This window comes from Natronorubrum thiooxidans (assembly GCF_900156475.1).
GTDB lineage: Archaea > Halobacteriota > Halobacteria > Halobacteriales > Natrialbaceae > Natronorubrum > Natronorubrum thiooxidans.
This window is the reverse complement of record NZ_FTNR01000009.1, coordinates 126,868-148,944: the sequence shown is the minus strand read 5'-3', so window position 1 is coordinate 148,944 and position 22,077 is coordinate 126,868. Positions and strand designations below refer to the sequence as shown.

Here is a 22,077-nt window from a genome sequence, read left to right as displayed (position 1 = left end):
TGCGGTGGTTAGAGCCACTCGGGTTCGACGTGGTCTGCAGTCGCGTCCGCTTGCGGGTAGACGCATTCGACGACGCCGTCGTCCCCGTCGGGTTGCCACTGCGTGATCGGGAAGTTCGAGATAATCCCGTCCTCGGTTCTGGTCTCCATAACGTCGTGTGGGTAGTCCGAATCCGGCCCGTAGAGCGACACCTCACCAGCAGCGCCGGTGAACTCGAGGTCGAGTATCGCGTCGACGATGGCATCGAGATTGCTCTCGTAGTCGACCGTGTCGGCGGTTGCGGCCGCCTCGGCGTAGAACAGGACCGCGTCGTAGGAGTTGAATCCCATGTACATTGGCTTGCTTGGCGGCCCCTCATCGCCGTATTCGGCTTCGTAGGCGTCGACGAAGTCCATCGATCGATCGGTCAGGGGGGCAACACCGCCGGCCCCGGACTGGGACGTCGTTTCGTACAGACAGGCACCCTCAGTTGCGTCCCAGAACTCGGGGGACATTCCCGGCACGCTGACGCCCTCGAGTGCGAACGGGTACTCGTTTTGGGCCCAGGTGCTGGTGAAGGCTGCTGCACCGCCGTGTGCGATGAATCGGAAGACGACGTCGGCATCCGCATCGTCGGCGTCGTCAAGAAACGGTGTGAAGTTGTCCGTCTCGACCGACATCCGGTCCTCGTGAACGACCGAGAGCCCGTCTGTCGCTTCGATCTGGGTCGGGAGAATGTCTCGGAACGACGTGGTCCAGGCGGCATCGTCCGCCAGAATCGAGAAGTTCTCCCACCCGTATTCCTCGTTGAGATAGGCCGCGTAGCCGGCCATTCCCTCGGCCTGCAGATCGGAGTTGATCGGGCCAGTCCGGAAGACATTCTTGTAGTGGTCGTACTCCTTGCCGTGATTCTCGGTCACCGTGTCCGGATCGGCAGAGCCGGTGATCAGGAACGGGACGTCCATCTCTGCGACGAAATCGATGATTCCCTGTGTGACCTCGCTGACGAACGTCCCGACGAGCAAGTCGACGTTGTCCTGCTGGATCAGATTCTCGGTGACCCGCTCCCCTTCGGTCGGTGAGCCGCCGGTATCTTCCGAGAGCAGTTCGACGTCCCGGCCGAGCACGCCACCGTTTTCGTTCAGTTCATCGACCGCGAGCTGTGCACTTCGCTCGGCACCGAGTCCCATCTCCAGTTCCGTTGGACCGAGATGCCCGATCCGAAACACGTCGTCGTCACCGCCGCTGATGCCGCCGAGACAGCCGGCCAGTGACGTCGTTACCGCAGCGGCCCCCGTCGCACCCAGAAATGTTCGACGACCAACAATTTCTTTACCAGTTCTATTTGATCCCGCAGTATTATTATCTTCGTTAGTCATTATAAGTCATTGAGTTACCGATTCTCATTCTCATCTTCTTATCCATTCATAATAAAGATGAGGGACGTTAGCAAGAGATACGTGAACGACCATCATGTATGTCCAATCGGCCGCGGTGGCGTCTCGCGTCCAGAACTACGCAACCGCGACTCGTTTGGCTGGCACTCTCAAATACTGAATTGAAAGCCCGCTCTACGGGCACAAAACAGACCACTTGCCTCGAGGAATCGCTCGCCAGTCGGGTCGTTACGCCTCGAGTTCGGCTCGCAGCAACTGGTTGACGTCGCCGGGGTCGGCGCTACCGCCGGTCTTTTGCATCACTTGGCCGACGAGGAAGTTGATTGCACCCTCGTCGCCCGATTCGTAGTCGTCGACGGCGTCGGGGTTCTCGTCGATCGCCTCGACGACGGCTTGCTGGACCTCGTCCTCGCCGGTCTTGCCCAGTCCTTCCCGGTCGACGATCTCGTCGGGGGCGTCCCCATCGTCGAGCATCGACCGCAACACCGTCTCGTGGGCGTTTTTCGCCGTGATTTCGTCGTCAGCGACGAGTTCGACGAGTCGGTTCACGTCCTCAAGGCGGCCCTCGAGGTCCGTAATTGCCATATCGCGGTAGTTGAGTTCGCCCAGCAGGTTGTCCGCGACCCACGTCGCTGCCAGATCGGGGTCGAACTCGCCGGCGACGTCCTCGTAGAAGTCCGCGACCTGTTTCGTCGAGGTGAGTTTCGAGGCAGCCTCCTCGCTCAGCCCGTACTCGACCTGGAATCGCTCGCGTCGCGCGGATGGGAGTTCGGGGATCGAAATCTCGTCTTTCCAGCCCGAGACGCGCAGTGGCGGCAGGTCGGCCTCTTCGAAGTAGCGGTAGTCTTTCTCCTCTTCTTTCGAGCGCATCGAGACCGTAATTCCCCGCGATTCGTCCCAGTGGCGGGTCTCCTGTTCGACCGCGCGCCCGCGCTGGATCGCGTTTTTCTGGCGGGTCTCCTCGTAGGCTAAGGCCTTCTCTGCGCCCTTGTGACTCGAGATGTTCTTCACTTCGGTGCGGTTCGCCGCAGCGAGTGCCTTGTCGCCGATCTGGGTGATGTCGTCGCTTTCGATCTCATCTTCGGGGATAATCGACAGGTTGGCGTCGATCCGCAGGCTGCCGTCGCGTTCGGCGTCGAAGACGCCCAGATACTCGAGCACTTCCTCGAGTTCGGCCAGGAAGGCCCGCACCTCGCCCGGACTGCGGAAGTCGGGGGCCGTGACGATCTCCATCAGCGGCGTGCCGGCACGGTTGTAGTCGACGAGCGTGTAGTCAGCGGAGTCGATGCCGCCACCGCCGCCGACGTGCTGGAGGCTGCCCGGGTCCTCCTCGAGATGGGCGCGTTCGATCGTGACGGTTCGGCGCTGGCCTTCGACGCTGATCTCGAGGTCGCCGTCCTGACAGATCGGCTCGTCGTACTGGGTGATCTGGAAGTTCTTGGGCAGGTCGGGGTAGTAGTAGTTTTTCCGGTGGAAGCGGGTCTCCTCGGGGATGTCGGCGTCGATCGCCTTGCCGATCTTGACGGCGGCTTCGACGGCGGCCTCGTTGAGCACCGGCAACGCCCCCGGCAGGCCGAGACAGACCGGACAGACGTTCTCGTTCGGTTCGTCGGTCTGGTCGGTCGAACACCCACAGAAGATCTTCGTGTCGGTCTCCAGCTGAACGTGGACCTCAAGGCCGATGACGGTCACGAGGTCGCCCTGCTGGACGGTCTGGGCAGTCATTGCGCCACGATTCGGGCCGGGCCGGGTAAAACGTAACGGGACGGACTCGAGGGGCTGTCCGTCAGTCTCAATCGACGACGGTGATGCCACCGAACGCAGCGAACCCGGTGACGACGAGATCAACCGAATCGTGTTCTTCGGCCCGGCGTGGCCGTTCGTCCTCTGCACCGCCAAAGATCGGGAGGACATCGACCTGGACGTTCCAGTCAGTCGGAACGCGGACGTCGACGCCGCCGAACACGGCCGTCGCATTGACTCGAGCCGGCCGATCGGAGACGGTTGCATCACGAAGGTCGAGATCGACGCCGCCGAACACGGCCGTCAGTTCGCCACCGGCGAATCCGGCAGTCGTCACCCGGCGGTCGGCTCCACCGAACAGCCCGACCGCCGTCACGAACGCGTCGCTGACCTCGTACGCCCGCGCCCGGTACCGGCCGAGGATCACGGAGAGGCCGAGCAAGACGATAAGCAGGGGCCAGAACGCCTCGAAGTCACGCCATTCGACGACTCCGAGCGTGGCGAGTTGCCAGCCGCCAGCGACGACGATGACGACCAGCGGGCCGGCGACGTTCCGGAGGCGACTCGAGACGAGCGCGTAGACGCCGGCAACCACGAACAGTGACGGGACGAACTGGAGGAGCTGTGTCGTATCGTACACGCCAGTGGTGTCGAGCAACAGGAGGAGACCCAGCAGTACGATGAACCCGCCGAGGAGTGCCTGGGCGGAAATACGGCGTGAAGACATACATACAAACCAGACTGATCACGCAAATAAAACTACGGATGAAGACGGCGACGAAACTCGCGTCAGCGCTGCCTACTGCTGTTCGGCGAGCGCTGCGGCGACGACCTCGATCGGCGTCGGCGGTTCCTCAGTCGCGCCGGGACGATCCTCGAGTTGGGTGCGACAGGAGGCACCGGGCGCGACGACGCGCTCGCCCGTGCTGTCGTCGACTTGCTCGTAGAGGACCTCGCCGATGGCCTTGCTCATCGAGTAGTGTTCGACCTCGTAGCCGAAACTGCCGGCCATCCCACAGCACGTCGAGTCGAGCGGATCGACCGCATAGCCCGCGCGTCGAAGGACGCCGACGGCGTGGTGGTCTTTCGCGTGGGCCTTCTGGTGGCAGTGGCCGTGGTAGGCGAGGTGTTCGTTGGGCGCGTCGAAGGCGATCTCGCGGTCGAGATCGAATCGGTCAATGTACTCACAGACGCCGTAGGTATTCTCGGCGACCGCCTCGACCTCCGGATGGTCGAACAGGTCGAGATAGTCAGATTGGACCATGACGGCGTCGGAGGGCTCGATCAGGACGACGTCGTAGCCGTCCTCGACGTACGGCAGGAGTTCGTGGACGGTGTTGGTCGCGTTTTCGGCGGCCTGATCGAGCAGCCCTTTCGAGTACGCCGGTCGACCAACGTCTCGCGAGTCGGCAATCTCGACGTGGACGCCCGCGGCCTCGAGCACTGCGAGGGCGGCTTCCCCGGCCTCGGGGTACTCGTGGTTGGTGTAGATGTCGGGGACGAGGACGACCCGACGGTCGGCCTCGCGGTCGGCTACGACGGGTCGGTGATCCGCGACGCGTTTCGCGAACGTGTTGCGCTGGAACGTCGGCAGGTCGCGCTCGCGGGAGATCCCCAGCAGTTTTTCGGTGAGCAGACCGCTGCCGGGCAGATTCGCCGCCCAGTTCGAGACGGGGGCGGTGGCGGAACCGACTTTCGCGAGGGTGTCGAAGTTCGTAAAGAACCGATCGCGAAGCGACGTCCCGTTGCGCTTGTGGTGTTCGTAGGTGAGTTCGGCCTTCATTTTGGCCATATCGACCCCGCTCGGGCAGTCGTGTTTACAGCCCTTGCAGCCGATACAGAGGTCGAGCACCTCCTCGACGAACTCGTCGTCGAACTGTTCGTCGGGATCCAACTCGCCGCTCATCGCCTGTCGGAGCATGTTGGCCCGACCACGCGTCGAGAGGATCTCCTCGTCTTCGGCCCGGAACGTCGGACACATCACGCCGCCGGTCGTGGACTGCTCGCCGCGACAGCCCCCACAGCCGTGACAGAGTTCGGCCATCCCCTGAAAGCCCTGGTCGTTGTCCCACTCGAGGACGGGCTCGAAACCGGCATTGAACTCGTACTCGGGACCGAAGCGGTGATTTTCGGTCATATCCGTCGGGTTGTCGTCGCGGAAGACGACCTGGCCCGGATTGAGCAGCCAGTCGGGGTCGAACGCCGTTTTGAGCTCCTGGAACGTCTCCCAGAGTTCCTCGCCGTAGAGTTTGCGGTTCCACTGGGTGCGAGCGCGCCCGTCGCCGTGTTCGCCCGACACGGAGCCGTCGTACTCGACGACGAGATCGGTGACGGCGTCGGTGATCGATTCCATGTCCTCGAGACCCGCTTCGGTCTTCGTGTTCACGAGCGGGCGGATGTGGAGGACGCCCGGCCCGGCGTGGGCGTAGAAGCTGGCGTAGGTGTCGTGGTCCTCGAGGACCTCCTGGAAGTCGGCGACGAACGCGCGAAGGTTTGCTGGCGGGATGCCAGTGTCCTCGATGAAGGCGACGTGTTTCTCGTCGGTCGTCCGCGAGAGCAAGATCGGGAGGCCGGACTTGCGCAGCTTCCAGATCTTCGCGCGACTGTCGGCGTCGTAGGCCTCGATGGCGTCGAACGCGAGCACGTCACTCGCAGTGGTCGTTCGCTCGTCCTCGTCGTCGGCCTCGCCCTCCGACTCGACGCTCGGACAGCGATCTGCGAGCAGGTTCGCCACCTTCCGTTTGCCGTCGGCGACGTCGTCGGCGTAGAACTCGACGATCAACACTGCGGCCGTCCCGTCCGGAAGCAGCTCGGTGACGGGTGCGAACTCGGGGGTGTCCCGGGCGAGGTCGATCATCACGTCGTCAAGCACCTCGACCGCGGCGGGGTCGTGTTCGACGATCGGCTCGACGTCGTCCATTGCCTCGAGGACGCTGTCGTAGGCGAGCAGCGTCATGCTCTTTTCCTCGGGGATGGGCTCGAGCGAGACGGTCGCTTCGGTGACGATCGCGAGCGTCCCCTCGCTGCCACAGAGCAGTTTCGCGAGGTTGATCGTCCCGCCCTCGGCGTCGGGTTCGCCGATGCCGCGCTCGCCGCCGTAGGCGTCCTCGACGAGCCAGTCGAGGTTGTAGCCGGAGACGTTCCGCTTCAGGTCGGGGTACTGCTCGTCGATCAACTCGCCCTGTTCGTCGAGAATGCGTGCGACCTCGGCGTAGATCGCCGACTCGAGGTCGTCGCCGTCGGCGAGGTCGGGCAGGTCCTCGAGGGCGACGTCGCCGAAGGTGGTGACGGTGCCGTCCGCGAGGACGACCTCGACGTCCTCGACGTAGGCGTCGGTTTTGCCGTACTGCAGTGAGTGTGCGCCCGTGGAGTTGTTGCCGATCGCGCCGCCGAGTGCGCTCTTGTCACCCCAGGCGGGGTCAGGTGCGAACTTCAGGTCGTGGGGGACAAGTGTCTCGTTCAGGTTCCCGAGGTAGATTCCCGACTGGGCGGTCGCCCGCCGCTCGTCGGGGTCGATGTTTACGACGCCGTCCATGTACGTCGTGAAATCGAGGACGACGGCCTCGTTGACCGTCTGCCCGGCGAGGCTCGTCCCACCGCCGCGTGGGAGAACGGGAATTCCCTGCTCGGCGCAGTAGGCGACGACGCTCGCGACGTCGTCGGTCGACGTCGGGAAGACGACACCGACCGGCGTCACGTCGTAGATGCTCGCGTCGGTCGCGTACAGCCGCCTCGAGTAGCTATCGAAGCGAACGTCGCCATCGACGCGGGCCTCGAGGGCCGCGAGCAGATCGGGCCGTTCGATGTCGTCGCTCTGGTAGTTGTAGTTCGCTTCGGGATCGTCTGCTGGGTCGAGTCGGTTTGGTGGTGTTATCGTCATTGGATTTGTATCAGGCGTCCGTTAGCGTCAGTCGAACGCTTCGTGAGAGGGGTATTAGAGGTCGATACGTATACTGCCAGCGACGGTTCAGAACACCGTCGGAAAGACGACGTAGGCGGCAACCGTCGTCAGGAGACCGCCGACGACCAGATAGTAGGTGACTGGGATAAGATTAAGTCGAACGACGCGGCCGGTCTTGCCGACGAGTCCGACCGTCGCGAGGGCGGCGATGACGTTGTGAATCGCGATCACGTTCCCGATCGCTGCGCCGGCGGCCTGTGCGCCGAGCATCAACTGGGTCGGCAGCCCGAGACTCTGGGCGACCTCGAACTGGAACGCGCTGAACGTGATGTTACTGACCGTGATCGAGCCAGCGATGAACGCACCGAGTGTGCCGACGGCCGGTGCGAACATCGGATAGGCGGGCCCGATCGCTGCTGCGGTCGCATCCGCGAGGACGACGATCATGCTCCCGTCGGGGACCGCCGCCGCCGAGACGACGTCGGCCTCGACGGGAGCGTCGGTCTTGAGCATGATTTCGACCATCGCGATGACGAACACGAGCGCGACCAGCGGCGAAACGATCTTACTGCCGGCTTCACGCCACGCGCCGACGACATCGTCGGTCCGCATTCCGAACAGCGGGATGGCAATCAGCGCGCTAAGCACGAGCCACGTGCCGGGGACGTACGCCCAGCCGATCGATTGGCCGATTTCAGTGCCGAAGATTGCAGACCACTCGATCGCCATGCCGGGGCCGTTCTGCAGGAACACCGCGATCGGCTCGACCACGCGCGTCCCGATCAGCAACACGACGAGGATCAGGTACGGCGACCATGCACGCAGCAGCGACATCGACTGTGTTGTTTCGTCGATGTTCGCGTCGACCTCGCTACTGCCCGGTTCGATGGATCCGACCCAGTGGTCGGGCCACGTCTCTTGTGGTGGGAACTCCCAGGTAGACTCCGGCTCGAGGTAGCCGGCGTTGAGCGCCCCGACGACGAGTGCGCCACCGACCATCGCGCCGACGAGCGACGGCAGCTCGGGGCCGATGAACCACGCCGACGCCCAGTAGGGAACCGAAAAGGCGACGCCGGCGAACAGACACAGCGGCGCGACCTCCCACAGCGGGGCGAGCGATCGCTCCTCGGTGTCGCCAAAGAAGTAGACGACCATCCCGACGGCGAACGTCGGCATCAACACGCCGAGCAGCCCGTTTAACAGTGCCGCCCAGCCGCCAGCGGCGGTGGCGTACGCGCCGACGGAGAGTCCTTCTCCGGCGATCACCGACTCGACGCTCACAAGCGGTGCTTCGAAGCCGACGATGATCGGCGTGCCGACCGCACCGAACACCGTCGCGACCGCGTGGCCGACCAGCGCGGCGACGACCGCCGCAAGCGCCGGGAAGCCGAGCGCGAGCATCAGCGGTGCGACGACGGCAGCCGGCGTCCCGAAGCCGGCGACACCCTCGATGAACGTCGCGAGGAAGAAGGCGAGCAGGACGACCTGCACGCGTCGATCCTCGCTGATCGAGGCGAAGCCGTCGTTGATCCGGTCGACCGCCCCGGAGCGCATCAGCGTATACAACAGCACGAGCGCCCCGAAGACGATCCAGAGGATCTCGAGGGCAGTCATCAGGCCGCTGATCGTGGCGGCCGCGATCCACTCGAGGGGCATCTCCCAGGCGACGTAACTGACGCCGACGGCGACGAGCCAGGCGGCTGGCATTGCTCGAGCAGCGGGCCACAGCAGGGCAACGAGCAAGACGGCGACGACAACGAGCGGTGCCAGTGCCGCTCCGACTTCGATCAGACCGGTCATAATAGACCCATTCCAGAATGTTCAATCCACTGAATTGTTCTCCCGTCGTCCCATCGAATATGAGATGGCCGCATCGGTCGAGTCTCGAGGGGATCACCATGTATATTTATCGGAATTGTCGAGTACCTCAATGATTGTTGTATATGTAATGAACGTATACCAGAATTACTGGCCATACATCCAGCGGAGCGCGGTGAAGATCGGAACCGCAGGTCAGAAGATGTCCGGGAAGAGGACGTAGACGAAAAGGACGGTCCAGACCCCGACAAAGACGGTATAATAGACGAGCGGAACGAGGTTCACCCGGATCACGCGCCCCTCTTCGCCGACGAGGCCGACGGTCGCGAGCGCAGCGACGACGTTGTGAATCGCAACGAGGTTCCCGATCGCACCGCCGACGGCTTGTGAGCCAACGGTGAGTTCCCGCGAGATGCCGAGGTTCTCCGCGGCGATGAACTGCAGCGGGCCGAACGTAATGTTGCTGACGGTGTTCGATCCCACGAGTGTGGCTCCGAGCGCGCCGATGAGCGCAGCGACGAACGGGTAGGCGGGCCCAAAGACGGTCGCGGTCGCCATCGCGAGGACGACGATCATGCTCTGGGGCGGTGCATCCGGATGGGCGGCCGACTGGAGCATGACCTGTGCCATCGCGAGGACGAACACCAGCGCGATCAGCGGCGTCACGAGCTTTCTGGCGGCCTCGAGGCAGGCGGTCGTCGCGTCCGATCGTTCCATATCGAACAGCACCATCGCTGCGAGCGCGCTGCCCAGCAGCCACATGCCGGGGACATAGCCGAAGTCGATCTCGTTGCTGATCCGCGTCCCGAATATGTCGGCCCACTCGAGGGAGACGAGGCCGATCGTAAACTGGCCCACGCCGGTACTGATCGACCAGAGCGTCAACGACAGCTCCCGTCCGAGGATCGTCACCGTCTCTCCCTGTAACAGTGCCGACAGCGGTTCCACAAGCCGAGTGACGACGAGCAACACGAGCAACAGGAGGTACGGTGTCCACGCACGAACGAGCGACATCTGTGGCTCGCTGGACAACACCGAGCCGCGGTCGCCGGGTTGGATGTCGCCCAGCCAGTGGTCGGGCCACTCCGACTGATCGGGAAACTCCCAGTCTTCCTCGGGAACGAAGTACCCCGCCCGCAGTGCGCCGACGACGACCGTCGCGCCGACCATCGATCCGATCAGACTCGGAAACTCCGGCGTGACGTACCAGGCCGCAAACCAGTACGGAACGCCGAACGCGACGCCCGCGAACAGACACAGCGGCGCGACCTCGAGTGCGGGCCTGATCGATCGACGCTCGCCGAAAAAGTAGACGACCATCGTGACCGCGATAAACGGCATCAAGACGCCGACGAGCAGGTGGTAGGTCGCCGCCCACGCCGCGACGTTGACCGCGAACTCCGCCGCGGTCACCCCCTCGTTTTCGAGGGCCGTTCTGATCCGGAAGACGCTGTCCATCGGTTCCCGGATGCCGACGATGATCGGCGTCCCGACCGCCCCGTAGGTGACGGCGATGATGTGGCCGATCAGCGCCGCGATCACTGCCGCAAGCGCCGGGAAGCCGAGTCCTAACAACAGCGGCGCGACCACGGCCGCGGGCGTCCCGAAGCCAGCGACGCCCTCGAGAAACGTCGCGAGAAAAAAGGCGACCAGAATTACCTGGACGCGGCGGTCCTCGCTGACCGTCGCGAAACTCCGGTTGAGGGCGTCGAACGCTCCCGCCAGCATCATCGTATACAGGAGCACGAGGGCACCGAAGACGATCCACAGGATCTGTATCGCGGTGAGGATGCCTTCGACCGTCGCCGCGGCGAGCCACGCCGGCGGCATGTTCCAGACAACGGCGGCGATGCCGACGGCGGCGAGCCACGCAATCGGCATCGCCCGCGTCGCCGGCCACAGCAATCCAACGAGCAGAACGCCGACGACGAGCAGGGGGAAGGCGGCGAACAGTACGTCTAGTTCTGATACCATACTCGTCAGTTCGTCACACCGGTCTCACAGACGACTCCTGCAGTGTCTCGCTGCTGGCGTTCCCCTGTCATCATGCTGTGTGGTATCTGTGTACAAGTCCTAATTATAGTTGTCGGATCAGATTCCCTCACAGGTATCGCTCGATAATATAAATCGGGGCCACAAACGTGTACTCCTCACGCGAGTATCCGCCCGCATTCGGAATCATTTCCAGTTCCGACCCGGTTTGACGGGGCAAAAACATTTACAGTCGACTGTACTGGTAGCGCGTATGGGTGCTGATCGAGACCGGAACGAACACGGGCAGTACGCCGATCGAATCCCCCCGGAGGCCGCCCTCGACGTCTTCGAGGATCGGTCCGATTACGGGCGGCCGCTGACTGCTGCCGACGTCATGGACGCCCTCGAGTGTTCCCGCCGAACCGCTCACAACAAACTGAACGATCTCGTCGACCGCGGGACCCTCGAGACACGCAAGGTGGGTGCTCGCGGACGGGTCTGGTGGGTGCCGATCGAAACGCCGCCGGAACGAGGACGGTCCGAGGTGGCGTCGGCAGCGGAAGAACGAGCCGAGGGTGACGAGTCGCCCGCCGCCATCGAGACGGCGATCCGTGCTGCCGACCTCCCAGGGTCCGGGCCGACGCTCGAGGCGCGCCGCGACGCATTACGGGCGGCCTACGAGTATATCGTCGATCACCCGAGTGCGACCAAGTCGGAGTTCCTCGAGCACGTCTATCCCAACCACCCCGCCGAGTTCGAGACGCCAGACGGGTGGTGGAACGCGATTCAACCCGCGCTCAAGGAGTTGCCCGCCGTCGACCCGCCCGAAGAGCGGGGCCACATCTGGAACTTCCTCGGGGACGATCGGTTTACGCCGACGCTTGGGTGAACACAATCGTTTAAAACGCGTGGTCGCTCGATCGCCGCGATTGCGGTTTCTGCCCGACACGTTTCCGATCGATACCGACTGTCCTCCGCTGCACAACCGGGAGCCGCGCTACCGGTCCGTCTCTCGAGGACGGACGCGAACGCGCCCCGAATCTGCCACGGAAACCTGGTACGCATCGACCGTGAACGAGACGACGATATCGCCGGAACCGGTTCCGTCCCCCATGATCGCGTTGATCGCTTTGGGGTTGATGGACTCGTACAACGGCCCACTGAATTCGTCCAGATTCGCTGTTTGGTCGGTCTCCTCGAGCGTACTGATTCCGTCGACGATTGCGACAACGGCTGATCTCTCGTCGCCGTACTGTCGTTCGATTGAGTCGTTTTCGGTTGACATTGGTGTAATCAAATGAGTTGGGCCGCCGACCATCACAGGGACGGCGACCGGACGTCGATACGAGGCCCTAGAAGAGGCCCGAGAAGAAGACGTAGCTGAACACCGTTGCGACGATTCCGACCCCGACTGCGTAGTAGACGAGCGGGATCAGGTTCAGCCGCATCACACGCCCTTCCTGCCCAACGAGGCCGACAGTTGCGAGCGCGGCAACCACGTTGTGGATCGCGACGAGGTTCCCGATTGCACCACCGACGGCCTGTGCGCCGACGATGAGCTGGGTCGGCAACCCGAGCTGCGAGGCGGCCTCGAACTGGAACCCGCCGAAGGTGATGTTCGACACCGTGTTCGAGCCGGCCATCGCGGCCCCGAGCGCGCCGATGAGCGCGGCGACGAACGGATAGGCAGGCCCGACGGCGTTTGCGGTCGCCTGTGCGAGGACGAAGATCATGCTTTCGACGCCCTCGGCGTGTGCGCCGGACTGGAGCATTACCTGCACCATCGCGATGACGAACACCAGCGCGATGAACGGCGCGACGAGCTTCTCGCCGGCTTCAGCCCAGGCGGCTTTCACCTGCGTGCCGGACATTCCGTACAGCGGGATCGCGATCAGTGCACAGAGAACCAGCCAGAAGCCGGGGACGTACACCCAGTCGATGCCGCCGCTGAGACCAGTCCCGAAAATCCCCTCCCACGTCGTGGTAAACAGCAGTTGGTGGGCCGTGATCGTGGTCCCGGCGACCTCGACGGCCTCTCCCTGCAAGAACGCTGGAAGCGGCTCGACGACTCGCGTGATGACGAGCAAGGCGACCAGCAGAATGTACGGCGTCCACGCACGAAGCAGCGACATCTGACTGGCGACGAGTCCGCCATCGGCGCTCGTCGCACCGTCACTGGCTCCCTGCTCGACGCCCGGTGCACTGGCCTGACCGGGCTCGATCGTTCCGACCCAGTGGGCCGGCCACTCCTCCTGGTCCGGGAAGTCCCACTCCTCGTCGGGGACGAAGTAGCCCGCTTTGAGCGCGCCGACGACGATCGCGCCGCCGACCATCGCGCCCACGAGGGCGGGGAACTCGGCACTGATCTGTGCCGACAGCCAGTAGGGAACCACGAACGCGATCCCCGAGAACAGCGCCAGCGGCGCGACGTCCCACGCCGGCTGGAGGCTGCGCTCGTCCTGATCGCCAAAGAAGTAGACGATCATTCCGACGGCGAACAGCGGCATGACGAATCCGATGAGGGCATGGTAGGTCGCTGCCCAGACTGCGACTTCGACCGAGTACGCCTGGACGGTAAACCCGGCGTCCGTGATCGCCGCATTGGTCGATTCCGTCGTCGCGAGCGGGTTCTCGATCCCGATGATGATTGGTGTCCCGACCGCGCCGTAGGTGACGGCAATGATGTGGCCAACTAGCCCGGCGATCACCGCCGCAAGCGCTGGGAATCCGAGTGCAAGCAACAGCGGGGCGACGACGGCAGCGGGTGTTCCGAACCCGGCTGCCCCCTCGATGAACGTCGCGAGGAAGAAGCCAAGCAGGATCACCTGTACGCGCCGGTCGTCGCTGATCTTCGCGAACCCTTCGTTGATGCGATCGAACGCGCCGGCCTGCATCAGCGTGTACAGGAGTAACAGCGCGCCGAAGACGATCCAGAGGATCTGGATCGCGGTCATGACGCCGACGATCGACGCCGCGGCGATCCAGTCGGCCGGCATCCCCCAGACGAAAAAGCCGACCAGGACGGCGACGACCCAGGCAATCGGCATCGCCCGCGTCGCGGGCCACAAGAACCCGACGAGCAAGACGCCCGCGAGTACGAGCGGTATCGCCGCGAGCAGTATCTCGAGCGTGCTAACCATGTAACTCACCTCGGCGGTCTCGCCGCTGAGTCGGTGCCGAGCGATCAGTGCCGATGCCATGTGGAATCGTATCTGGCATGGAGGCAGAACTGTTGAAACGGTATATATAATCTTCGACCGTTTGAGTTGGACGTCCGATAAAATCGGTGTTCGAGACGTCTCTCCAGATACTTCACACCAAAAAAACTAGAAAATAATGGTAGAAACGCCTGACTACGCCACGATCGGCCGGAATCTCATGCGGTGGTGGGCGTTCAGCTGGCGGCGTATTCGACCTGTACAGTTGTGTATCTCGGCTACGTCTGCTGATTATCGAAACACTTTGTACAGTATATCAGATCTGACACTCACCGTCACCCACCATTTGGAGGGTAGAGGAAGGGACCGGCGACCTCCTGTATATTCGTGTGCATAGTGAATACACACGTGTATAGAGGCCAGTACAGTTGACTACGATGGCGACGGTGGCTGGCACGCGCTTCCACGGCACACGCCTCGACGCCGAACCTGTCGTTTCACAAAGAGTTACCGCGAGTCGCTCTTTCATGTCCGATATCAGTCCGAAACCGGCTGTACGCACCGCTTCCGTCTGCGACTGGCATCGGTCGTTCTACGACGTGTCGGTCGGCCTGTGTGAACGAACAGAACAATCAAATAGGCACGGTCAAAGAAACGTCCCATGAGCGCCGAGATAGGTTCGATCCGAAACCGGTTCGAAGCATCCCTTGCCGACCTCGACGTCCCCGTAACCAGGACGACTCCAACCGCGTTCGAGTCGACACTCGAGGAGATCGTCTCCGACCCCGTCGTCGGCACGTCACTGCCGTTCGAGGGCGTGTCGCTGCCCGAGTGGGTCGACGACGAACCAACCCCGGCGACGCTCGAGGCGGCGACGACGAGTGTCACCGCGGCCTCGCTGGGGATCGCAGACTACGGCAGCGTCGTGTTGCCGTCGACGCCCGACGGCAGCGAGCAGGTGAGTCTCTTTCCGGACCTCCACGTTCCCGTGCTCCGGGCAGCGGATCTCGTCGCGGATATGCCGACGGCGATCGAACGGCTCGGCCCCCAACTCCGCGATGGCGGGAGCGCTATCGTCGCGACTGGCCCGAGTGCGACCGCCGACATGGGCGCACTCGTCAAGGGTGCTCACGGGCCGAAAGACGTCCACGTCCTCGTCCTCGAGACCGAAGGTGATGCCGAATGAGCGGTGGCACACGCGAACAGAAAGCCGACCACATCCGCCGTCTCCTCGAGACCGAAGGTGACGCCGTCGAGGCGAACACGCTCGGGTTCAACGACGGTCGCTACGAGTCGGTCGCGGACCTCGAGGATTACGAGGGGTTAAAAAGTGAGGCCCGCGCGATCAAAGAAGACGCCATCGAGCGACTGCCGGCGCTGATCGACGAGGTTACCGAAACCGTCGAGGCAAACGGTGGCACGGTGTATCTCGCCGACGACGCCGCCGACGCCAACCGATACATCCGCGAGGTCGCCGGCGAGAAAGAGGCCGAGCGACTCGTCAAATCGAAGTCGATGACCAGCGAGGAACTCGAGGTCAACGAGGCACTCGAGGCCGATGGCGTCGACGTCGTCGAAACCGACCTCGGTGAGTGGGTCCTGCAGGTCGCGGACGAAGCGCCCTCTCATATCGTCGCGCCGGCGATCCACAAATCCAAAGACGAGATCGCCCGACTGTTCAACGAGCAGTTCGACCCCGAGGAGCCACTCGAGACCGCCGAGGAGCTAACGATGTTCGCTCGCGACCGGCTCGGCGAGTTGATCGCCGACGCCGATATGGGAATGACCGGTGCGAACTTCATTACGGCCGACTCGGGCTCGCTCATGCTCGTGACGAGCGAGGGCAACGCCCGAAAGTCGGCCGTCGTCCCCGATACGCACGTCGCGGTCGCGGGCGTCGAGAAGATCGTGCCGTCGGTCGAAGACCTCGCGCCCTTCATCGAACTGATCGGCCGCTCGGGAACGGGCCAGGACATTACCTCCTACATTTCGTTGCTGACGCCGCCGGTCGACTCGCCGGTCGTCGATCCCGACGAGCCGGACATCGCCTTCGCCGACCGCGACGACGACCGCGACTTCCACCTCGTCCTGATCGACAACGGCCGCATGGCGATGCGCGAGGACGACCAGCTCAAGGAGACGCTGTACTGCATCCGCTGTTCGGCGTGTGCAAATACCTGTGGAAACTTCCAGTCCGTCGGCGGCCACGCCTTCGGCGGCGAGACCTACACGGGCGGCATCGCGACTGGCTGGGAGGCCGGCGTCCACGGTCAGGAGAGCGCCGCCGAGTTCAACGACCTCTGTACGGGCTGTTCGCGCTGTGTCGAGGCCTGTCCGGTCGAGATCGATATCCCGTGGATCAACACTGTCGTCAGGGACCGCATCAACCGCGAGGGCGACGACGGCCGCTTCGAGTTCGTCTACGACGAACTGGTTCCCGACGAAGAAGAGACGGGAACCATCGACCTCCAGAAACGGCTCTTTGGCAACTACGAGACGCTGGCGAAACTGGGCTCGGCGACCGCGCCGCTGTCGAACTGGACCGCCGGCCTCGAGCCCGTCAGAGCCCTCCTCGAGCGAACCGCCGGCATCGACCGTCGCCGCGCGCTGCCCGCCTTCGAACGCGAGACGCTCGTCGACTGGTTCGAGGCGCGCGGCCCGCGCGTGTCCGCCGCCGATGCCGAGCGTGAAGCCGTCCTCTATCCCGACACCTACACGAACTACGTCGACGTCGACCGCGGGAAGGCGGCCATTCGCGTCCTCGAGGCCATGGACGTCCACGTCCGGATTCCGACGGTCGGCGAAAGCGGCCGCGCACCGCTCTCACAGGGGATGATCGCGACCGCCGACGAGAAGGCCAGCCGCGTCTACGCCGCGCTGGCCGAACATCTCGATGCCGGCCGCGACGTCGTCGTCATCGAACCCTCCGATCTGGCGATGTTCCACCGCGAGTACGAGAAGTTCCTTCCCGAGGCCTCGTTCGAGCGACTCCGAGACGGGAGCTACGAGGTCCTCGAGTACGTCTACGGCTGCCTCGAGAACGGAGCCAACGGGGCCCGACTACGAACCGGCGACAACGGGCCGGCAATCGCCTACCACTCCCACTGCCAGCAGCGGACGCTGGGCGTCGACCGCTACACGCGGGTCGTCTTCGAGACTCTCGACTACGACGTTCTCGAGAGCGACGTCGAGTGCTGTGGGATGGCCGGCTCATTCGGATATAAACAGGAGTACTACGAACTGAGCATGGACGTCGGCGATCGACTCGCCGACCAGTTCACCGCACCCGAGGCCAAGAACCGACTGGTCGTCGCCAGCGGCACCTCGTGTGAGGACCAACTCGAGGACTTACTCGAGCGCGATGCGGCCCATCCGGTCGAGGTGCTCGATCCGCGCTCGCGGCTTCACTGACCGCACCGGTCCGCCTCTCGAAGGCTGCGTTATACAGACTGCCATCTATCAGTCTCGCTACACCCGCAGACGGGCCGCGATCGCGCCGGGCAATCGGTACCGCAGACGACTCGTTGAGAGTGGCGGCCAGGGTTCGTGGTGAGGGAAGTCCAACGTTCCAGTAGAACGGCTGAGCTGTGGAAGTCGTATATATGTACACTCGAACAGCAGTTCCAATTCCAGTTCGCACGAACCTACCGCCGGAATGTGGATGCTCAGGGACTGGAATGGTGGCGTCTAAACAAGCCCCAGGGTGCGTATACAGCACCGACTATGCATTCCAGATCGACACTACCGAATCGCTAAAGAGGGGTGAAATGAATCCGAACTGGGATCGCTCCCAGGGATTTTTTCGGCTGCTGACGATTCTTTTCGATATCGGGTAATTCACTTATCCCGATCACTCCACGACAAATTCAGTCTCGAGTGAGACCTCGTTCGTGATGTTGTCGACCAGCGGTGAGGTGGCCTCGACGCGCGCTCTCAATTCCTCGAGTTCCTCCTCGGAGGCGTCTGCATCGACATATGTGCTGCAGGTTAGGGCGTCGTATCCGGGTCGAACATCTTCGGAGATGCCAAGGAAGCCCCGGAGATCGACGTCACCCTCCAGTTCGAACCGGAGGTCGTGGATTTCAATGTCCATCGCCGCGGCGTTGGCCGCGTAGCCGACGCTTAGACAGGATCCAAGAGCCGCGAGCAGAAGTTCGACGGCGTTCGGTGCGGTACGCTCGCCGAGGATCTGCTCGGGTTCGTCGCCCTCGATGTGGAACTCTTGTGTTCGGATCTGCTCACCCGCTTGATCGAACTCGTCTATCGTGGTAGTGGACTTTAGCGCGTCCGTCCACTTGGTCTCCGCCTGAAAGCGGAACTCCCCCACGTCTGGATCTTCGGAAATTGCCTCTATCGCTTCAGTGAGTTGTTCTACGTCGACCCCGTTTTTCGCAGTCTTCGTTGCCATAGTGTGAGCCTCTATTCGTTAGACGATTTGGAGATGCTCCTCTCGGAGTTCATCGTCTGCGACCTCCTGCCCGTGAACCTCTTTCATGTGTTTCTTAGCCAATTCAACTGCCTCTTCTTCGTTTTCCGATTGAATAATGAACCGGCACGTGTCCGATACTGATTCACAATCGAGTTTGTGTGCGTCTGCCATGGGTTTTCCCTCCCGTTCTCCCGTCTGAAGAACGGATTTGTTCCTTGATACCACTACACGTGATACCAGGCCGGTACAACTACCACAGCGAGGGTAAGAAAGCTACTTTATGAAAATTTTGCAGCGACTGACTTCTACGCAACCGGTGCAAACGGGAGGAGTTCCGTGAAAGTCGTCTTTTCACTTACTTCAGTCGCCAGCACGTGGCGATGAAAAGCTTCTCCGTACTGAGACCGGCATATTTCGGACAGATCAATAGCCGGCCCGGTAACTGCTTGCCCTAGACTGAGCGATCACTGCCTTCGCAAATCGGGCCCTGATCTCGTGCGACATTCGCGTGTGCAGCTACCGAACCACCAGAAACGGTTCTGCATAACGAACTCGTGCTACGATCTACTGTTTAGTCGAACGCAGCCGCCACGAGCAGCGGGAAGACCAGCGTCGCTTCGGCTTCGATCTGGGTGTAGTTCTTTTCGGCCTCCTTGATCTTGCCCCACGAGACGGCCTCGTTCGGCGGGGCACCCGACAGCGAGCCGTCGCCCTCCATCCCCGTCGAGATGTAGACGACGTAGTCCGCGCCGCCACGGAACAGGTTCGTCATGATCGCGTGATGTTTCGGGACGCCGCCGCCGACAGCGATGAGGCCGGTCGTATCGGAGAGCAGGCCGTCTTCGATCAGCGAGTCGTAGTCGTCTAAGATCTCGATGCCGACCTCCGAGTCGTACCCCTGTCGGTAGTAGTAGAGGAAGTTCCCGACTTCGGCGTCGGTCAGCGCCGGACAGTACACCGGCACGTCGTTGTCCGCGGCCTGTTTGAGGACCGAATCCTCGTCGTCGAGCGTTTCGCCGAGTTCGCTGGCGAACGCCGTCGGCGTCCGGATCTTCTCTTCCGCGAAGAAGTCATCGAAGAAGTCGTACAGGTACTCCTCGAGCCAGACGTACCGGTCGGAGGGGACGAAAATGTTTCCGAGTCGGTTGATGCCGCGTTCGCGAAGCGCGGACTCGTCCGCGTCCCACTCGCCCATCTTGAACGGTTTTTCGGTCTTGATGACGTCCTCGGTCAGCGAGCCGGAGGTCGTGATCAACACGTCGACGTACCCCTTCCGGATGAGGGCGGCGACGACCTCGCGCAGCCCCGAGGAGATGATGTTCGACGTACACGTCAGATAGATCGTCGCGTCTTCGTCTTGCATCCGCTCGGCGATGTCGATCGCCTCCGCGAGCTGTGTGGCCTGAAAGCCGGTCGTTGCATACGAGTCGAGTAACTCACCGAAATCGAACTCGCCGCGGAAATCGTAGCCACGAACGTCATCCGTCGACAGCGCCTCGTCGCTGCCCGGGACGACGTGCTCGTGGGATTCGTCGTCGGTCATATCCCTAGCTACCCGAGCAGGGGTTTGAATTGCTCGGGATCGATCGTGGCGTGTGGGAAGCTACCGCTTGCCGAGAAATCGACCACCGCAACCGCACCTCGAGTCGCCTATCGGGCGTCCTCGAGGTCCTCGAGGACGTCAGGGTTCTCGATACTGCTCATATCACCGAGATCTTCGCCGGTGTAGGTCGCCTCGATGGCGCGGCGGATGATCTTGCCCGACTGGGTCTTGGGGAATTCGTCGACGAACAGCACCTCGCGTGGCCGGAACGGCTTTCCGAGTTCCTCGCCGACCTGTGCGCGCAGTTCGCTCCGGAGGTCGTCCGTTTCCTCGACGCCGTCCTCGAGGACGACGTAGGTGACGACGGCGGTGCCGGTGGTGTCGTCGGGAGCGCCGATCGCGGCGGCCTGGTTGACCGACTCGTGGTCGATGAGTGCGCCTTCGACCTCCGCCGGACCGACTTTTCGGCCCGCCACGTTCAAGGCGTCGTCGGCCCGACCGTGGAGGAACCAGAAGCCGTCCTCGTCTTTCTGGGCCCAGTCGCCGTGGTTCCACAGATCCTCGAACCGCGACCAGTACTCATCGAGATAGCGTTCGTCGCCCGACCACAGCGACTTGGTCATCGAGGGACAGGAGTCACGTGCGACGAGGTAGCCGCGCTCGTGGTCCTTTCTGACCGACTCACCCGACGCGTCGACGATGTCGATATCCATCCCGAGACCGGGGCCGCCGAGCGTACATGGTTTCAGCGGCTCGGTCGGCATCGGCATCAGGAAACAGCCACAGATCTCGGTGCCGCCGGAGATGTTGATGATCGGGGCCTCGCCGTTTCCGACGTTCTCGTAGAACCACTGCCACGATTCGGGGTCCCACGGCTCGCCCGTCGAGCCGAGCAGCCGAAGTGAGGAGAGGTCATGGCCGTCGAGCCAGTCGTCACCGTGTTTTCGCAGCGCCCGGATCGCGGTTGGCGAGATACCAAACTGGGTGAGCTTGTGGCGGTCGATGATCTCCCAGAATCGATCCGGCTCGGGATGGTCGGGTGCGCCCTCGTACATGAAGACGGTGCCGCCGAAGCTGTGGGTGCCGATGAGCGTCCACGGCCCCATCATCCAGCCGATGTCGGAGACCCAAAAGAACCGATCCGATGGCTTGAGATCGAAGCCGAAATGCAGCTCTTTAGCACACTGCATCTGCACGCCCGCGTGGGTGTGGACGATCCCCTTCGGTTTGCCCGTGGTCCCCGACGAGTACAGCAGCATCGACTCCTGACTCGAGTCGAGCGATTTGCTCTCGTAGTCGTCGTCTTGTGTCTCGACGGCGTCGGCCCACCACTCGTCGCGGTCGTCGTCCCACGGCACGTCGTGCTCCGAGCCAGCGTCGCTCGCCCCGAGCCTGTCGAAAACGATCGTCTCCTCGACGTAGCCGGCTTCCTCGATCGCCTCGTCAGCAGCGCCCTTGAGATAGACCGGACTGCCGCGGCGATAAAAGCCGTCGCCGGTAAAGAGCACCGAACACTCCGAATCCGAGATCCGGGTCGCGGCCGCGTCGACGCCGAAGCCCGAGAAGATGGGCACGGCGATCGCGCCGACTTTGAAACAGCCGTAGAGAATCGAGACGACCTCGGGCACCATCGGCATGTAGAGGCCGACCGTATCGCCCGTCTCGATGCCGCGTTCCTCGAGCGCGTTTGCGACCTGATTCGACTGGCGATGGAGTTCGTGGTAGGTTATCTCTCGGATCTCGCCGTTCTCGCCCTCCCAGATCGTCGCCACTTTGTTTCGCCGCTCGTTGTCGAGGGCGGCGTGACGGTCTACGGTGTTGTGGGAAATGTTGAGTTCACCGCCTGGATACCAGTCGGTGAACTGCGGCCCCTCGCTGTCGTCTCGCACCGTGTCGTACTCCTCATAGAACTCGATGCCGAGGTAGTCGACGAGTTCGTCCCAGAACCAGTCGACGCCCGATTCCTCGACTCCCTCGAGGTCGGTCGTCGTGCGTTCAATGAGTTCGTCATAATCGTCGATCCCATACGTCTCCATGAACGCGGCGACGTTGGTCGAGTCGACGAACGTCTCGCTGGGTTCGTGAACGATCTTGTCGACGTCCTCGAGACTCGGATCGGTTGTGTTTTCAGCCAT

At 62.9% G+C, this 22,077-nt stretch carries 15 protein-coding genes; 3 read left to right on the top strand and 12 right to left on the bottom strand.

Annotation, left to right across the window (positions count from 1 at the left end; translation table 11 throughout):
* Positions 1-8 precede the first annotated feature (8 nt).
* The 6 genes from BW940_RS13310 to BW940_RS13285 form a co-directional block, all read right to left on the bottom strand.
* Complete coding sequence (locus tag BW940_RS13310; RefSeq protein ID WP_235847805.1) at positions 9-1,358, bottom strand: ABC transporter substrate-binding protein; 1,350 nt, start codon at positions 1,356-1,358, stop codon at positions 9-11.
* 246 nt (positions 1,359-1,604) lie between these two features.
* Complete coding sequence (gene gatB, locus BW940_RS13305; protein WP_076609704.1) at positions 1,605-3,101, bottom strand: Asp-tRNA(Asn)/Glu-tRNA(Gln) amidotransferase subunit GatB; 1,497 nt, start codon at positions 3,099-3,101, stop codon at positions 1,605-1,607.
* A 67-nt stretch (positions 3,102-3,168) separates the two neighbouring features.
* Positions 3,169-3,846: a LiaF transmembrane domain-containing protein gene (locus BW940_RS13300; RefSeq protein ID WP_076609703.1), complete on the bottom strand. Its 678-nt coding sequence runs from the start codon at positions 3,844-3,846 to the stop codon at positions 3,169-3,171.
* Positions 3,847-3,918: 72 nt separating this feature from the next.
* Positions 3,919-6,999: an FAD-binding and (Fe-S)-binding domain-containing protein gene (locus tag BW940_RS13295; protein WP_076609702.1), complete on the bottom strand. Its 3,081-nt coding sequence runs from the start codon at positions 6,997-6,999 to the stop codon at positions 3,919-3,921.
* An 87-nt stretch (positions 7,000-7,086) separates the two neighbouring features.
* Complete coding sequence (locus tag BW940_RS13290; protein WP_076609701.1) at positions 7,087-8,820, bottom strand: L-lactate permease; 1,734 nt, start codon at positions 8,818-8,820, stop codon at positions 7,087-7,089.
* A 213-nt stretch (positions 8,821-9,033) separates the two neighbouring features.
* Positions 9,034-10,812, bottom strand: coding sequence for an L-lactate permease (locus BW940_RS13285; protein ID WP_076609700.1), 1,779 nt, complete (start codon positions 10,810-10,812; stop codon positions 9,034-9,036).
* Between the two features lie 271 nt (positions 10,813-11,083).
* Here BW940_RS13285 and BW940_RS13280 point away from each other — a divergent pair, with 271 nt between their 5' ends.
* Positions 11,084-11,701 carry a Fic family protein gene (locus BW940_RS13280; RefSeq protein ID WP_076609699.1) on the top strand — a complete coding sequence of 206 codons (618 nt, stop codon included), beginning with the start codon at positions 11,084-11,086 and terminating at the stop codon, positions 11,699-11,701.
* A 108-nt stretch (positions 11,702-11,809) separates the two neighbouring features.
* On the opposite strand, the gene BW940_RS13275 is transcribed toward BW940_RS13280, so the two are convergent.
* Both BW940_RS13275 and BW940_RS13270 read right to left on the bottom strand, forming a co-directional pair.
* The gene (locus BW940_RS13275; protein ID WP_076609698.1) at positions 11,810-12,097 is read right to left on the bottom strand and encodes a HalOD1 output domain-containing protein; all 288 of its coding nucleotides are present in this window, start codon (positions 12,095-12,097) and stop codon (positions 11,810-11,812) included.
* A gap of 67 nt (positions 12,098-12,164) precedes the next feature.
* Positions 12,165-13,952 carry an L-lactate permease gene (locus BW940_RS13270; RefSeq protein ID WP_076609754.1) on the bottom strand — a complete coding sequence of 596 codons (1,788 nt, stop codon included), beginning with the start codon at positions 13,950-13,952 and terminating at the stop codon, positions 12,165-12,167.
* A gap of 679 nt (positions 13,953-14,631) precedes the next feature.
* Between BW940_RS13270 and BW940_RS13265 the strand changes: the two genes are divergently transcribed.
* Positions 14,632-15,156 carry an LUD domain-containing protein gene (locus BW940_RS13265; RefSeq protein WP_076609697.1) on the top strand — a complete coding sequence of 175 codons (525 nt, stop codon included), beginning with the start codon at positions 14,632-14,634 and terminating at the stop codon, positions 15,154-15,156.
* On the top strand, positions 15,153-17,381 hold the full coding sequence (locus BW940_RS13260; protein WP_076609696.1) for an LUD domain-containing protein: 2,229 nt from the start codon (positions 15,153-15,155) through the stop codon (positions 17,379-17,381). Before BW940_RS13265 ends, BW940_RS13260 begins: the two co-directional genes overlap by 4 nt.
* Before the next feature lie 439 nt (positions 17,382-17,820).
* On the opposite strand, the gene BW940_RS13255 is transcribed toward BW940_RS13260, so the two are convergent.
* The 4 genes from BW940_RS13255 to BW940_RS13240 form a co-directional block, all read right to left on the bottom strand.
* A complete protein-coding gene (locus tag BW940_RS13255; RefSeq protein WP_076609695.1) occupies positions 17,821-18,378 on the bottom strand; it encodes an OsmC family protein in 558 nt (185 codons plus the stop codon).
* Positions 18,379-18,396: 18 nt separating this feature from the next.
* Positions 18,397-18,570, bottom strand: a complete 174-nt coding sequence (locus BW940_RS13250; RefSeq protein ID WP_076609694.1) for a DUF1059 domain-containing protein — start codon at positions 18,568-18,570, stop codon at positions 18,397-18,399.
* Positions 18,571-18,970: 400 nt separating this feature from the next.
* Positions 18,971-19,942 carry a deoxyhypusine synthase gene (locus tag BW940_RS13245; protein ID WP_076609693.1) on the bottom strand — a complete coding sequence of 324 codons (972 nt, stop codon included), beginning with the start codon at positions 19,940-19,942 and terminating at the stop codon, positions 18,971-18,973.
* A gap of 107 nt (positions 19,943-20,049) precedes the next feature.
* Positions 20,050-22,077, bottom strand: a complete 2,028-nt coding sequence (locus BW940_RS13240) for an AMP-binding protein (protein ID WP_076609692.1) — start codon at positions 22,075-22,077, stop codon at positions 20,050-20,052.

What these genes read in the sequence shown, in the direction of transcription:
- BW940_RS13280 (WP_076609699.1), top strand. Translation starts at nt 11,084, where the DNA reads ATGGGTGCTGATCGAGACCGGAACGAACACGGGCAGTACGCCGATCGA.
- BW940_RS13285 (WP_076609700.1), bottom strand. Translation starts at nt 10,812, where the DNA reads ATGGTATCAGAACTAGACGTACTGTTCGCCGCCTTCCCCCTGCTCGTC.
- BW940_RS13295 (WP_076609702.1), bottom strand. Translation starts at nt 6,999, where the DNA reads ATGACGATAACACCACCAAACCGACTCGACCCAGCAGACGATCCCGAA.
- BW940_RS13260 (WP_076609696.1), top strand. Translation starts at nt 15,153, where the DNA reads ATGAGCGGTGGCACACGCGAACAGAAAGCCGACCACATCCGCCGTCTC.
- BW940_RS13270 (WP_076609754.1), bottom strand. Translation starts at nt 13,952, where the DNA reads ATGGTTAGCACGCTCGAGATACTGCTCGCGGCGATACCGCTCGTACTC.
- BW940_RS13255 (WP_076609695.1), bottom strand. Translation starts at nt 18,378, where the DNA reads ATGGCAACGAAGACTGCGAAAAACGGGGTCGACGTAGAACAACTCACT.
- BW940_RS13275 (WP_076609698.1), bottom strand. Translation starts at nt 12,097, where the DNA reads ATGTCAACCGAAAACGACTCAATCGAACGACAGTACGGCGACGAGAGA.
- BW940_RS13240 (WP_076609692.1), bottom strand. Translation starts at nt 22,077, where the DNA reads ATGGCTGAAAACACAACCGATCCGAGTCTCGAGGACGTCGACAAGATC.
- BW940_RS13245 (WP_076609693.1), bottom strand. Translation starts at nt 19,942, where the DNA reads ATGACCGACGACGAATCCCACGAGCACGTCGTCCCGGGCAGCGACGAG.
- BW940_RS13310 (WP_235847805.1), bottom strand. Translation starts at nt 1,358, where the DNA reads ATGACTAACGAAGATAATAATACTGCGGGATCAAATAGAACTGGTAAA.
- BW940_RS13265 (WP_076609697.1), top strand. Translation starts at nt 14,632, where the DNA reads ATGAGCGCCGAGATAGGTTCGATCCGAAACCGGTTCGAAGCATCCCTT.
- gatB (WP_076609704.1), bottom strand. Translation starts at nt 3,101, where the DNA reads ATGACTGCCCAGACCGTCCAGCAGGGCGACCTCGTGACCGTCATCGGC.
- BW940_RS13290 (WP_076609701.1), bottom strand. Translation starts at nt 8,820, where the DNA reads ATGACCGGTCTGATCGAAGTCGGAGCGGCACTGGCACCGCTCGTTGTC.
- BW940_RS13250 (WP_076609694.1), bottom strand. Translation starts at nt 18,570, where the DNA reads ATGGCAGACGCACACAAACTCGATTGTGAATCAGTATCGGACACGTGC.
- BW940_RS13300 (WP_076609703.1), bottom strand. Translation starts at nt 3,846, where the DNA reads ATGTCTTCACGCCGTATTTCCGCCCAGGCACTCCTCGGCGGGTTCATC.